Below are 12,951 nucleotides of genomic sequence, written 5' to 3'. Positions count from 1 at the left end.
GTTCACTACACTCTAGGGGGACGCACCGGCTTCGTTGTCTCGCCCCGCAGAGTGCCCCACTTTATCCATCGACGAAAGAAGTCCTCTGTGCACGCCATTGGTATCGACATCGGCGGCACCAAAATCGCCGCGGCCCTGGTCGACGAATCCGGAACGATCATCCGCTCGGATCGACGCCCGACCACCGCGAGCGATCCTCGCGGGATCGAAGACGCCGTCGTCGACATGATCACGGAGCTCTCGGAGGGCGAGGAGGTCGTCGCCGCCGGGATCGCCGCGGCCGGCTTCATCGACGCCGCCCAGTCCACCGTTTACTACGGGCCCAACGTCAACTGGCGCCACGAGCCACTTCGGGCCACTCTCGAGGCGCGGCTCGACCTGCCCATCCTGATCGAGAACGACGCGAACGCCGCGGGCTGGGCGGAATTCACCTTCGGCGCCGGCCGGGGCTACACCGACATGGTCACCCTCACCATCGGCACCGGAGTGGGCGGAGCTATCGTCGCCGACAACCGTCTCTTCCGCGGTGGCTTCGGCTGTGCCGCCGAGCTCGGGCATCTGCGCGTGGTGCCCGGCGGTCGCCTCTGCGGCTGCGGCGCCCACGGCTGCATCGAACAGTACGGTTCGGGTCGCGCCCTGCTTCGAATTGCCACCGAGCTGGCGGATGCCGGCGGAATCGGCCTCGGCCTCGCGGCCGCCCGTGAGCGCAAGGGCAAGCTGACCGGCAAAGAGGTCGGCCGGCTGATCCAGGACGGTGACAACGGCGCCTTGGCCGCCCTGAGGCAGTTGGGCGGCTCGCTCGGGCAGGCCTGCGCAAGCCTGGCGGCCGTACTTGACCCGCAGATCTTCGTCTTCGGCGGGGGCGTCGCCGCTGCCGGTGAACTGCTGCTCGAGCCCATCCGCGCCGCGTACCTCGAAAATCTGCCGGCCAGGGGCTTCCACCCGGAGGCCGAATTCGCCATCGCGCAGCTCGTCAACGACGCCGGTGTCGTCGGTGCGGCCGACCTGGCGCGGAAACACGTTTTCGCGCAGTAGGCTTTCCGGGTTACCGAGGGAGCAACGATGTTCTACTGGCTCATGAAAAACATTGTCATCGGCCCTCTGCTGCTGGCTATCTTCCGGCCCTGGGTGGTCGGGCTCGAGAACATCCCCAAAGAGGGCGGTGTGATCCTCGCGAGCAATCACCTGTCGTTCATCGACTCGGTGTTCCTGCCGCTGGTCGTTCCGCGTCGCGTCGTCTTCCTCGCAAAGAGTGAGTACTTCACGGGCAAGGGGCTCAAGGGCTGGGCGACACGCCAGTTCTTCAAGGCCACCGGCCAGCTGCCGATCGACCGGTCGGGTGGCAAGGCATCCGAGGATTCCCTCAACACCGGCCTGCGCGTCCTGGGTGCCGGCGGCGTGCTCGGCATCTACCCTGAGGGCACCCGCAGTCCCGACGCGAAGATGTACCGGGGCCGCACCGGCGTGGCGCGGATGGTGCTCGAGGCCGAGGTCCCGGTCATCCCTGTGGCCATGATCGACACTGAGAAGGCCATGCCGACGGGCACCCGCATCCCGAAGGTGCGCCGGATCGGCATCGTGATCGGCGAACCCCTCGACTTCAGCCGCTTCGACGGCATGGAGGGCGACCGGTTCGTGCTCCGGTCCGTGACCGACGAGCTGATGTACGAGCTGCAAGCCCTCAGCCGGCAGGAGTATGTGGACGTCTACGCGACCAGCGTGAAAGAAAAGCGGGCCAGCCTGACCCGATAGAATCAGACGGTTGCCCAGGGGCCGACAGACCCCGACCCGATAGCCCGGCCCGCAATATTTTTCTTGCCGGACCAGACAAAAAAGGAATAGTCCCGTGGTAGACCCCACCGAACCAGTCGTGCTCGCAGATCGATCTGTGGTTGCCGGCCTGGACTATTGGCGCACCCTCCCGATCAAGCAGCAGCCGACCTGGCCCGACGCGGATGCGGTTGCCGCGGCATCTGCCGAACTCTCCACGCAGCCGCCGCTCGTCTTCGCCGGCGAGGTCGACATCCTACGGAACCGGCTCGCCGAGGCCGCCGGCGGCCATGCCTTCCTGCTGCAGGGCGGGGACTGCGCCGAGACGTTCAGCGGCGCCACCGCGGAGCAGATCCGCAACCGGGTCAAGACCGTGCTGCAGATGGCCGTCGTGTTGACGTACGGCGCGTCGATGCCCGTGATCAAGATGGGCCGGATGGCCGGCCAGTTCGCCAAGCCACGCTCCAGCGATTTCGAGACCCGGGGTGGCGTCACCCTGCCGGCTTACCGCGGCGATATCGTCAACGGTTACGATTTCACACCCGAATCGCGCGAGGCCGACCCGGCCCGCCTGGTCAAGGGCTACCACACCGCCGCCTCCACCCTCAACCTGATCCGTGCCTTCACGCAGGGCGGTTTCGCCGACCTGCGCCAGGTGCACAGCTGGAACCAGGGCTTCGCCGCCAACCCGGCCAACCAGCGCTACGAGAAGGTGGCCAAGGAGATCGACCGCGCGATCAAGTTCATGATCGCGTGCGGCGCCGACTTTGAAGCCATGCGTCGGACGGAGTTCTACACCAGCCACGAGGGTCTGCTGATGGACTACGAGCGTCCGATGACCCGGATCGATTCCCGCACGGGCACGCCGTACAACACCTCCGCGCACTTCATCTGGATCGGGGAGCGCACCCGTGACCTTGACGGTGCGCACGTCGACTTCCTCTCCCGGGTGCGCAACCCGATCGGGGTCAAGCTCGGCCCGAGCACGTCAACCGACGACATGCTGCGCCTGGTCGACAAGCTCGACCCGAACCGCGAACCCGGTCGTCTCACGTTCATCACCCGGATGGGTGCGGGCAAGGTGCGCAGCGCCCTGCCGCCGCTGCTGGAGGCGATCAAGGCCAGTGAGGCCAAGCCGCTCTGGGTCACCGACCCGATGCACGGCAACGGTGTGACCACGCCCACCGGGTACAAGACCCGTCGTTTCGACGACGTCGTCGACGAGGTGCGCGGCTTCTTCGAGGCGCACCGCAGCGTCGGCACACACCCGGGCGGCGTTCACGTCGAACTTACCGGCGACGACGTCACGGAGTGCCTGGGTGGTTCCGAGCACATCGACGAGGCCGCGCTGGCGACCCGCTATGAGTCGCTCTGCGACCCGCGCCTGAATCACATGCAGTCGCTCGAGCTCGCCTTCCTGGTTGCCGAGGAGCTTGCCGCTCGCTAACCCGGCCCCGGGTGCCCGCTCCGGCATGGGAACCGCCGGGTACGGCCGGCCCGGCCGGGACGGCTGTCTAGCCGAACGGGTTCGTCGGCTTGAGGGTGATGGTGCTGTTCTTGGGCGCGGCGGTGCCGGCTTCGGGATTCGTCGATGCGACGCTCAGGAGCGGTGCGATGGCATCCGCGCCGAGATTGTAGCTCAGCTTGAATCCCAGGTCGGTGAGCACCTGCTTGCCCTCGTTCCACGGGAGGCCGACGATGTTGGGCACCGTGACGGGTGCCGGGCCGAGGGAAGTAGTGAGTGCATACGTGTCGCCGGTGCGCACGGGACCTTCGTTCACGGGGGCCGCGCTCACGACGTCTCCCTCGGCGATCGACTCACTGTAGATCTCGTCGCCGGGGGTGACGAGCAGCCCCTTCTCCGCCAGGATCGCGGTGGCGTCCTTGACGGATTCGCCGGACACGTCCGGTACGGGGCCGAGTGAGAGAACCAGATTGACTTTCATGCCCACGAAGTAGTCCCCACCCTGGGAGACGTCCCCGGCGTCGGATTCGCGGCTCGCGGAGATGACCAGGCCCGATTCCACGGTGTCGTCGAAGAGGGAATCGGTCGCCCCGATGCCTGCCTTCAGCTCCGTGACGGCGGAGGTCGCAGCATCGGCCGTCAATCCCGCCAGCACGGGCAGAACGATCGGCTGCGGGCCCTGGGATACACGCAGCGTCACCGTGCTGCCCTTCGCCACGCGGGTGCCCGAATCCGGGTTGGTGCTGGAGACGAGGCCGGCGGGGATGGTGCCGCTGAACTCGGTGCCGAGCGCCGCCTCCAGCCCGAGCCCGGTGAGCTGGGCGGTCGCGTCGTCGGGGGACACCGAGACGAGGGCGGGAATCGGGACCTCTGAGCCGGGGCCGTTGCCGAAGAACCAGCCGGTTCCGCCGGCAAGGGCTGCCAGCATGAGCACCAGCGCGAAGAGCCAGAAGCCGCGGAACTTGCGTGTGCGGGCCTTGTCGGCCAGGAGAATGGTGGTGGCGGGTGCCGAGGCAGAAGCCGCCGTGGCCACGCCGGCCACCGCCGGGGCGAGCGGGGCACCGCCGAGGATCTGGGTGTCCGCGTCGGCCACCGCTGCGGTCACGCCGCCGGGCAGCACCATGGTCGCGGATTGTCCGGTCGCCGGGGAGGTCGGGCGCACGAGCTTGTCGAGGTCGAGCAGTTGATCGAGCATGACACGTGCGTCCCGGGGGCGCTGCTCCGGGTCGCGGGCGGTGGCCCAGAGCACCAGTTCGTCGAGCTCGTGCGGAATCGCGGGTATCCGCGCGCTAGGCATGGGCACGTTGTCGTTCGCGTGCTGGTAGGCGATCTGCATGGGCGCTTCGCCGACATAGGGCTGCTCGCCGGTAAGCATCTCGTAGGTCATGATGCCGAGCGCGTAGATGTCGCTGCGGGCATCCGCGATGCCCCGCGTGACGAGTTCGGGGGAGAGGTAGGCGATCGTGCCGAGCAGGGCCTGCCCGGTGGCCGTGTTGTTGTTGACGGCCCGGGCGAGTCCGAAGTCGCCGATCTTGATGCGGCCGTCGTCGGCCAGGAGAACGTTCTCCGGCTTGAGATCGCGATGCACGATTCCTGCTTTGTGCGCGGCGGCGAGGCCCGAGAGCACCGCCTCGAGGATGTCCATCGTCTGCTCACTGGTGAGCCGGCCGTAGTCCTTGAGCAGGTCGCGCAGAGTGATGCCGGGCAGGTATTCCATGACCAGATAGGCCATATCGGCATCCTGGCCCTGGTCGTAGACGTTGACCACGTTCGGGTGCGCGAGCCGGGCGGCCGAGCGGGCCTCCTGCACGAACCGGGCCTTGAACGTGTTGTCGTCGGCGAGGTGCCCGTGCATGATCTTGATGGCGACCCGGCGTTCGAGGCGCAGGTCGGTCGCGAGGTACACGGTGGCCATGCCACCGCGGGCGATCCGTGAGCGCACCTGATAGCGGCCGTCTATCAGACGACCGACCATGGGATCGGCAGAGGTATCGCTCACTAGTCGAGTCTAGGGATTGCGAAGCCGTTCCCTGTGCCGGAACACTCGCAAGTCAGGGTTTTCAAGCCTGAGCGGATGCGAGCTGCAGGTCAGCCGAGATCGGCCAGCCAGGCCCGGGCCGATGTTTCCCACTTCGCGTAGTGGTTCGGGTGAGCCGAGATCTGCACGGTCTGCGCGGCCTCGGTCACGGTCATCGACTCCCAGCCGGGGATGTCGAGCAGTCCGCGCGTGATGCCGGGGTTGGGGTTCACGGGGCCGCCGAAGAAGGCGAGGCTGGCCCGCTCCGGGTCGAGCACCTGCTCGGGGGTTCCCCAGCCGAAACTGGGGCGTTGCTGGAAGAGGCCGAGGGAGTCGCGGTCGCCGTACTGCACGTTGCGCAGCCCGGATTCCTGGGCCGCGGCGGCCAGGGCGATCACGATTGCGGAGTCGCCGGCACCCGCGCGGCGACCGCTCGCGATAATGATTTCGGCGTACCGGCGCATGTCCTCGCTGAGCGGCGTGACCTCGCCGGGCGCTGCAGACGGCGCAGGGGCGGCCTCCTCGATGAGGATCGCCGATTCCATCGCCGGCGCCGCGGGAACGGAGCCGGACGGGATCGACAGGACCTGGCCGGGGTAGATGATGCTGGACCAGCCGAGGCCGTTGGCGTCGAGAACGGATTGCACCGAGACGCCCGCCGCGGCCGCGAGGGCTCCGATGGTCTCGCCGGCGGCGATCGTGTGCGTGCCGGAAGCATTCAGCGGGGCGAAGGCTGCGGCCGGCGCGGCCGAGACCAGCGCGGCACCGTCGCCCGGCGGCAGCACGACGGCCTGCCCGGGGAAGATGATGCTGCCCGCGTCGAGCCCGTTCACGCGGAGCAGGGCCTCGAGGGAGAGCCCGTGCGCGACGGCAACGCCGGAAAGCGTGTCCCCGCTCTGGATCAGGTACCGCGAGATCTCGGCGGCGACGGGCGCCGGAGCCGGAGCGGACGGCTGCGCCAGACCGGCCAGGGTCAGCATCTGGCCCGGGAAGATCACCGCGGACCAGCCAAGGCCGTTGAGGGCGAGCACGGATGCGGTGGAGAGACCGAATCGTCCGGCCACGCTGCTCACGGTGTCGCCTTCGACGACCTGGTACTGGGTCGGCGCCGCGACGGCGGCGATACTCTGCCGACCTGCGCCGGCGGGCACCGCGGTCGGCAGGATGCTCTTGCTCTTGAGCGGCTTCTTCGCGATGGTGGCGGCATCCGCCGGCGACGCCAGGTTCAGGCTGATCGCGATCGTGCTGATCACCACGAGCGGGACGGTGACCAGGATGCCCAGACCCCGTCGTTCGGTGGCGTGCCGGTGGTGGCCCGCACCGGGCGTCGAAGAATTCGCGTCGCTGGTGCTGCTGGCTGGACTGTTCCTGCTGGCTGGTGCCGACATTCCGCTCCCGTCGATTGCGTGCGACAGCGGTGCTGGCACAGCATTGCCCAGTCAATCAGGTTGGCCCCCATTCTGGGCATCAACACGCGCGTTTGCGCCATGAGAGTTTGTCCGCCCCGTCGAATCATGGGAGGCTTGATGAGTGACCGAATCGTTCTCAGATCAAGAGTGGCTGTCCATCGCCGACCTCGTCCGGGTGCTCGGCGTCAGCCAGAGCCGCGTGCGTCAGCTGATCGACGACAAGCAGCTGCTCGCCATGCGCCGTGACAACGGCCCCTTGCAGATTCCCGCCGCGTTCATCAGGGACGGCGCCCCGCTGCCCGAGCTGCGCGGCACGCTGATCGTGCTCTCCGACGACGGCTTCAGTGACGAGCAGGCGATGCGCTGGCTCCTTGAGGTCGACGGCAGCCTCGGCGTTCCCCCGGTCCAGGCACTGCTTGCCGGCCGTAAGGCCGAAGTGCGCCGGGTCGCCCAGGCGCTCGCCTGACTTTTCCGCGCTCCTAGAACGCCCGGCGGGTCACCGTCTCGGCCAGCTCCATCAGCCGCGTCGTGACCGCGCCGCTGATCGGTGATCCCTTGAGAGCTGCGAGGGCCTCGGCGACGTTCGAGTCGATGAGCGCCTCGATCCGCTCGACGGCGCCGCTGTCGACGATGGCGCGCTGCAACATCCCGATCTGTGCTTCCGTCAGCAGCGGGTCGCCGAGGAGCGCGTCCAGGTTCTCGCGGGCCGTGTCCGTCAGGTTCTCGCGCGCCAGAGCGACCAGTACAGTGCGTTTGCCCTCGCGGAGGTCGTCACCGCTCGGTTTGCCGGTGACGGAGGCGTCGCCGAACACCCCGAGCAGGTCGTCCCGAAGTTGGAATGCGATGCCTAGCGGCAGTCCGAAGGCACGCAGGGCGTCGAGGTGGTCCGGGCCGGCGCCGGCCAGGGCTGCGCCGATCACGAGCGGCGCCTGCACGCTGTACTTGGCCGACTTGAAGACGATGACCCGCAGCGCCCGGTCGAAGAGTTCTGTTTCGGGCTGGGAGAACCAGGCGCGTTCTTCGAAGATGTCGAGGTACTGGCCCACAGTGACCTCGGTGCGCATCCGGTTGAATTCTATCCGTGCCCGGGCCGCGGCCGACGCGTCGGTGGCTGCCGCGAGCCCCTCGTCGAGCAGCTCATCGCTCCAGCCCAGCAAGAGGTCGCCGAGAAGGATTCCGGCGGCCCGGCCGAACGCGACCTGGCTGCCTGCCCATCCGCTTTGGCCGTGCATGCCCTCGAAGAGTTTGTGGGCGGAGGCCGCGCCGCGTCGGGTATCCGAATTATCGATGATGTCGTCGTGGACGAGTGCTGCCGCATGGAAGATTTCCAGGGCCGCCGCCGCGGAGATGACCGGCACCAGCGCGGTCAGGGCGTGGTCGGAATCCCCGTTCGCACCAGTGGATCCGCCTGTGCCGACGCTCTGCCAGCCCCAGTAGCAGAACAGCGCCCGGAAGCGTTTGCCACCGCTGAGAAACTGCCGTGAGAACTCCACCAGCGGCGTGAGATCGGAGCTGATGGTAGTCACAATTGGTAAACGGGTTTCGAGGAATTCGTCGATGCGAGAATGAACCAGATCGATCAGATGATTGCTTTGCGCCACTTGCCTAGCCTAGCCATCACGGCGGGGTTAGAATCGGTGAAGCACAGCGCGATCCCAAACAGGAGGAATGAGATGCCGCTTTCGGAACAAGAGCAGCGACTCCTCGAAGAAATGGAGCGCGGCCTTTACCACAATGACGCCGATTTTGTGGCGACCGTCGGTGGCAGCAGCCTCCGGCCCGACTACCGCTCGATTTCCATCGGGGTTCTGGCCGCGGTTGCCGGCATCGGTGCTCTCATCGCCGGCGTGGCCATCCAGCAGCTCTGGCTCGGTGTCCTCGGCTTCATCATCATGTTCGCCGGGGTGTTGTTCGCGACCACGCCCAGCAAGTCCGCCCGGCGGATGTCCGCATCCGCTCCGCGCTCCCGTCCGAACCAGCAGCAGCGGTCGTCTCAGCGCGGTTTCATGGATCGCATGAACGAACGCTGGGATCGTCGCCAGGACGGCCAGCAGTAACCTTCTCACCACCGCTCGACTGCACTTCCGCTCCACCGCACCTCGCAGATAGGGCCGATCATCCGATCGGCCCTTTTTTGTGCCCGAAAACGGTGCGAAATGAATCCCGGCCTTGAATTTCCCTCCACTCTGCTTTCCCCCGTGTTCATGCGGATCAGTAGGGTAAATTTCTCCAATATTTGCGCGTTTATTCTGTTTGGTGGATCAAAGTGGAGTAAAGTGGAGCAAGATCTGGACCGTGACCGGATGAGAGGGGGGATGAATGTTCTTTGGCACGTACGCCCCCAAGCTCGACGAAAAAGGCCGCATCATCCTTCCCGCAAAATTCCGGGACGAGCTGTCTCCCGGGATCGTTATGACCCGAGGCCAGGAGAACTGCCTCTACGTGTTCACGACCCGGGAGTTCGAGGCGTACTACGCGAAGATCTCCCAGGCGCCGCTCACGGACCAGAGCGGGCGCTCCTTCAGTCGCATGATGTTCTCCGGCGCGAGCGCAGAGCAGCCCGACAAGCAGAACCGGGTGACCATCCCCGCGAACCTGCGCGCCTGGGCCGGGCTCGACCGGGACCTCACCGTGATCGGCGCCGGCAACCGGGTAGAGATCTGGGACACCGCCGCCTGGGACGCGTACCTCTCCGAACAGGAAGAACCATTCGCGAACATCACGGAGGAGGTGATTCCGGGACTCATCTAGCTCCTGACGCCTGACTCCCAGCCGTTCTGCCTGACACACTTCCCCGGTGGCAGAGACGAATGGATGGGGATCAGGAATCAGGAACCACCCGGGACTATGGCCATCAACGATATCCACACCCCAGTTCTGCTCGACCGCTGCGTCGAGCTGCTCGCACCGGCACTGGAACGACCCGGCGCCGTGCTCGTCGACGCCACTCTCGGCATGGGCGGGCACGCCGAGGCGTTCCTGCAGCGGTTCCCCGGGCTCGTCCTGGTCGGACTCGACCGGGATCTCGACGCCCTCGCGATCGCCGAGGAGCGGCTGAAGCCGTTCCGCGACCGGGTTCACCTCGTGCACACCGTCTACGACGGTATTCAGGACGCGCTGGCCGGCCTCGGCATCCGCGAGGTGTCCGGCGTGCTCTTCGACCTCGGCGTGTCCTCGCTCCAGCTCGACCGGGTCGAGCGTGGTTTCTCCTACTCCAAGGACGCGCCGCTGGACATGCGCATGGACAACACCAGCGACCTGACGGCCGAGCGCATCGTGGCCACGTACAGCGAGCAGGAGCTGCGCCGGATCTTCCACGAGTACGGCGAGGAGAAGCTGGCGGCACGCTACGCCAAGGCCATCGTCGAGGCCAGGGAGACCACCCCGTTCGTGCGGTCGGCCCAGCTGGTCTCCGTGATCACCGCCGTCACACCGGTTGTTGTTCAGCGCGCCGGACACCCCGCGAAGCGGGTCTTCCAGGCGCTGCGCATCGAGGTCAACCAGGAACTCGCCGTGCTCGAGCGCGCCATTCCCTCAGCGCTCGATTCGGTCGCGGTCGGTGGGCGCATCGTCGTCATGGCCTACCAGTCCCTCGAGGACCGGATCGTGAAGAAGTCCCTGGCAAAGGCATCCGGCTCCACCGCCCCTGCCGGATTGCCGATCGAACTTCCCGAACACAAACCACTGTTCAAGCTTGTGATCCGAGGGGCCGAATTGGCCTCGGACGAAGAAAAGGCGAGAAACCCGCGCGCAACGCCGGTTCGCCTTCGCGCCGCCGAGCGACTGAGGAGAGCCGCATGAGTGACAACCTCGCACGCGCACCACGACCCAACTGGGAGAGCACCCCCGACACCGCTTCGGTGCCGGAGCCTCGCCACATCGAGATCGTCTCGCCGCGCAGCCAGCGTCACGCGCGTCCGAAGATCGTCTACGCACTCTCGGCCGTCACCGGCGTGGCTGCCATCGTGCTCGCTCAGCTGCTGCTGAGCGTCGGGATCTCCCAGTCCGCCTACGAGGTGTCCCGGCTGCAGGCCAGCCAGGTCGAACTCGGGCGCACGGCGGAGAGCGTCACCGAGGACCTCGTGCGGGTCTCGTCCCCGCAGAGCCTGGCCGCGAACGCGGAAGCACTCGGCATGGTCAGCAACTCCAACCCGGTGTACCTCCGCTTGTCCGACGCCGCCGTTCTCGGAGCGCCCGCCTCCGCCAGCGGAAGCTCGGCCGGTACGGCGAGCCTGGTGCCCAACTCGCTCCTCGTCGGCGTACCTTTGGTCACGGAACTGCCGCAGACCACCGGTCAGGGAGCCAGCCTCGGCGGTTCACAGGCCGAGGTCCCCGCGGCGGTCGCCCCGGTTGCCCCGGCAGCCGAACCCAACGCTCTGCCGACGCCCACGACCCGCTAGCCCGCCCCGGTTCGCCCGTCTCGCGAGGGACGTCCCGCCCGCCTCCCGTTAGTTTCGTTCCCAGAACGCGCCCAACCCGCGGCCCCGGCCGCAGTAAGGAATCGCAGGTGGCGAGCAGCTCCCGGTCCAGCAGGCGGCGCAGTGCCGCGACGATCCTGATCCTGCTCGTGTTCGTGGCCGTATTCGTGGTCAGGCTCGTCGATATCCAGGTCGTGCGCGCCGAGACGCTCAGCGCCGACTCGCTGGGCAACCGGTCGGTCGAGCAGCCCGTCTACGGAGCCCGCGGAGACATCGTCGACACGAACGGGGTTGTCCTGGCCGGCACGGTCATGCGGTACGACATCACCCTGTCTCCGCGGAACGCCGCGGAATTCGACCGCACCACCGACGATGGGGACGTGACCGTGACGGTCGCGCAGGCGGCCGCGGAGGTGGGCGCCCTCACCGGGCAGACCGGCGACGAGATCCTCCAGATCATCTCCGGCTCCCTGGCCGCCGACAAGGACTCCGACTACGCCGTCGTCGTGCGGGCCGTGGACGTCTCGGTGTTCCGGGCCATCGACAAGCTCGACATCCCGTGGATGTACGCCGAGAAGAACCCGGGCCGGGTCTACCCGGATGGCGCCGTGGCCGGCAACCTGGTCGGATTCGTCTCCTCCGGGGGAGAGGCTCAGGCCGGCATCGAGCTCGGGCAGGACGCCTGCCTCGCGAGCACCAACGGCACGGAGACCTATGAGAAGGGAGCGGATGGCGTGCGCCTGCCCCAGAGCACCGTCACCACGGTCCGGGCCAAGGACGGCGGCGACGTCGTCACGACCATCGACTCCGACCTGCAGTGGTTCGTGCAGCAGGTGCTGGCCGAACAGGCCGTCGCCACAGGCGCGGCCTGGGGCAACGTGGTGGTGCAGGAGGTGAAGACCGGGAAGCTCGTCGCGGTCGCCGACTACCCGTCGGTCGACCCCAACAACGTCAACGGCACCCCCGACGCTGAGGACCGCGGCTCCCGGGCCTTCACCGCCCCCTTCGAGCCCGGTTCTACGTACAAGGCGCTGACCACGGCATCCGTTCTCGACGCGGGGGCCGCCACCCCGCTGAGCCGGGTCGTCGCGCCCTACCGGTACCTGCCGCCCAACGGTGCCAACGTGAACGATAGCTCAAACCACGCCGACCTGAACCTCACCCTCACGGGCGTGATGATCGAGTCTTCGAACACGGGCATGTCGAAGTTCGGCGAGTTGATCAGTGACCAGCAGCGCTACGACTATATGAGTAAGTTCGGTGTGGGCTCGGCCTCGGAGTCCGGTTTCCTCGCCGAGGAATCCGGCACCCTGCGCCCCTTCGAAGATTGGGACAACCAGACCAAGTACGCGACCATGTTCGGTCAGGGGCTCACCACCACGGCCATCCAGGTCTCCAGTATCTACCAGACCCTGGCCAACAACGGCGTGCGGATGCCCGTGCAACTGGTCGCAGGCTGCCGCCACGCTGACGGCAGCATGACCGACGTGCCCGAAGCGGTCGGTACCCCGGTCGTGTCGGCCGCCGCCGCCCGGGAGACCGCAGACATCCTCGAGATGGTCTACCAGAAGGCCTGGCTGGCCAAGACGTGGGAGATTCCGGGCTACCGGGTGGGCGCGAAGACCGGGACGGCGCAGATGCCCGATGGTCGGGGTGGGTACACCAAGGGGTACCTGGTGTCGGTCTCCGGCTTCGCTCCGGGCGACGATCCGCAGTATGTCGTTTCGGTCAGCCTCGCCGACCCTGTTAAACTGAACTCTTCCGCGGCATCTGCTCCGATCTTTCAAGAGGTCATGAGTCAGGTGCTGAAGAAGTACCGGGCAGTCCCCTCGGGCGCCACCGCGCCTGCCCTTCCCGGTACCTGGTAAGAAA

12 protein-coding genes are annotated in these 12,951 nt (G+C 67.2%); 9 read left to right on the top strand and 3 right to left on the bottom strand.

What is annotated here, in order from left to right; all coding sequences use genetic code 11:
• The first annotated feature begins 87 nt into the window (after window positions 1–87).
• The 3 genes from CXY79_RS02235 to CXY79_RS02225 all read left to right on the top strand — a co-directional run bounded on the left by CXY79_RS02235 (window position 88) and on the right by CXY79_RS02225 (window position 3,217).
• Entirely contained in the window at window positions 88–1,035 is a 948-nt protein-coding gene (locus tag CXY79_RS02235) for an ROK family glucokinase (RefSeq protein WP_104099534.1), read from the top strand.
• Window positions 1,036–1,062: 27 nt separating this feature from the next.
• Window positions 1,063–1,752 carry a 1-acyl-sn-glycerol-3-phosphate acyltransferase gene (locus CXY79_RS02230; protein WP_104099533.1) on the top strand — a complete coding sequence of 230 codons (690 nt, stop codon included), beginning with the start codon at window positions 1,063–1,065 and terminating at the stop codon, window positions 1,750–1,752.
• A 94-nt stretch (window positions 1,753–1,846) separates the two neighbouring features.
• Window positions 1,847–3,217 (top strand): class II 3-deoxy-7-phosphoheptulonate synthase, encoded by a 1,371-nt coding sequence (locus CXY79_RS02225; protein WP_369827920.1) that lies wholly within the window; start codon window positions 1,847–1,849, stop codon window positions 3,215–3,217.
• Between the two features lie 67 nt (window positions 3,218–3,284).
• On the opposite strand, the gene pknB is transcribed toward CXY79_RS02225, so the two are convergent.
• Entirely contained in the window at window positions 3,285–5,234 is a 1,950-nt protein-coding gene (gene pknB / locus CXY79_RS02220; RefSeq protein ID WP_104099532.1) for a Stk1 family PASTA domain-containing Ser/Thr kinase, read from the bottom strand.
• An 89-nt stretch (window positions 5,235–5,323) separates the two neighbouring features.
• On the bottom strand, window positions 5,324–6,640 hold the full coding sequence (locus CXY79_RS02215) for a LysM peptidoglycan-binding domain-containing protein (protein WP_104099548.1): 1,317 nt from the start codon (window positions 6,638–6,640) through the stop codon (window positions 5,324–5,326).
• A 142-nt stretch (window positions 6,641–6,782) separates the two neighbouring features.
• On the opposite strand from CXY79_RS02215, the gene CXY79_RS02210 reads away from it, so the two are divergent.
• Window positions 6,783–7,127, top strand: a complete 345-nt coding sequence (locus tag CXY79_RS02210; RefSeq protein WP_104099531.1) for an Rv2175c family DNA-binding protein — start codon at window positions 6,783–6,785, stop codon at window positions 7,125–7,127.
• A 13-nt stretch (window positions 7,128–7,140) separates the two neighbouring features.
• On the opposite strand, the gene CXY79_RS02205 is transcribed toward CXY79_RS02210, so the two are convergent.
• A complete protein-coding gene (locus CXY79_RS02205) occupies window positions 7,141–8,262 on the bottom strand; it encodes a polyprenyl synthetase family protein (protein WP_104099530.1) in 1,122 nt (373 codons plus the stop codon).
• Here CXY79_RS02205 and CXY79_RS02200 point away from each other — a divergent pair.
• From CXY79_RS02200 to CXY79_RS02180, 5 genes are all read left to right on the top strand, one after another.
• On the top strand, window positions 8,227–8,718 hold the full coding sequence (locus CXY79_RS02200) for a DUF3040 domain-containing protein (RefSeq protein WP_338145468.1): 492 nt from the start codon (window positions 8,227–8,229) through the stop codon (window positions 8,716–8,718). The two genes, CXY79_RS02205 and CXY79_RS02200, sit on opposite strands and share 36 nt — an antisense overlap.
• Window positions 8,719–8,980: 262 nt before the next feature.
• Entirely contained in the window at window positions 8,981–9,412 is a 432-nt protein-coding gene (gene mraZ, locus CXY79_RS02195; protein WP_104099528.1) for a division/cell wall cluster transcriptional repressor MraZ, read from the top strand.
• 96 nt (window positions 9,413–9,508) lie between these two features.
• On the top strand, window positions 9,509–10,462 hold the full coding sequence (gene rsmH / locus CXY79_RS02190; RefSeq protein WP_104099527.1) for a 16S rRNA (cytosine(1402)-N(4))-methyltransferase RsmH: 954 nt from the start codon (window positions 9,509–9,511) through the stop codon (window positions 10,460–10,462).
• On the top strand, window positions 10,459–11,061 hold the full coding sequence (locus tag CXY79_RS02185) for a hypothetical protein (protein ID WP_104099526.1): 603 nt from the start codon (window positions 10,459–10,461) through the stop codon (window positions 11,059–11,061). Before rsmH ends, CXY79_RS02185 begins: the two co-directional genes overlap by 4 nt.
• A 107-nt stretch (window positions 11,062–11,168) precedes the next feature.
• Window positions 11,169–12,947: a penicillin-binding protein 2 gene (locus tag CXY79_RS02180; RefSeq protein ID WP_233191150.1), complete on the top strand. Its 1,779-nt coding sequence runs from the start codon at window positions 11,169–11,171 to the stop codon at window positions 12,945–12,947.
• The last annotated feature ends 4 nt before the right edge of the window (window positions 12,948–12,951 follow it).

It is taken from the genome of Cryobacterium sp. M96 (genome assembly GCF_002929845.1).
Lineage (GTDB): Bacteria > Actinomycetota > Actinomycetes > Actinomycetales > Microbacteriaceae > Cryobacterium > Cryobacterium sandaracinum.
Note: the sequence above shows the minus strand (reverse complement) of the source record. Positions and strands in the feature narration are given on the sequence as shown.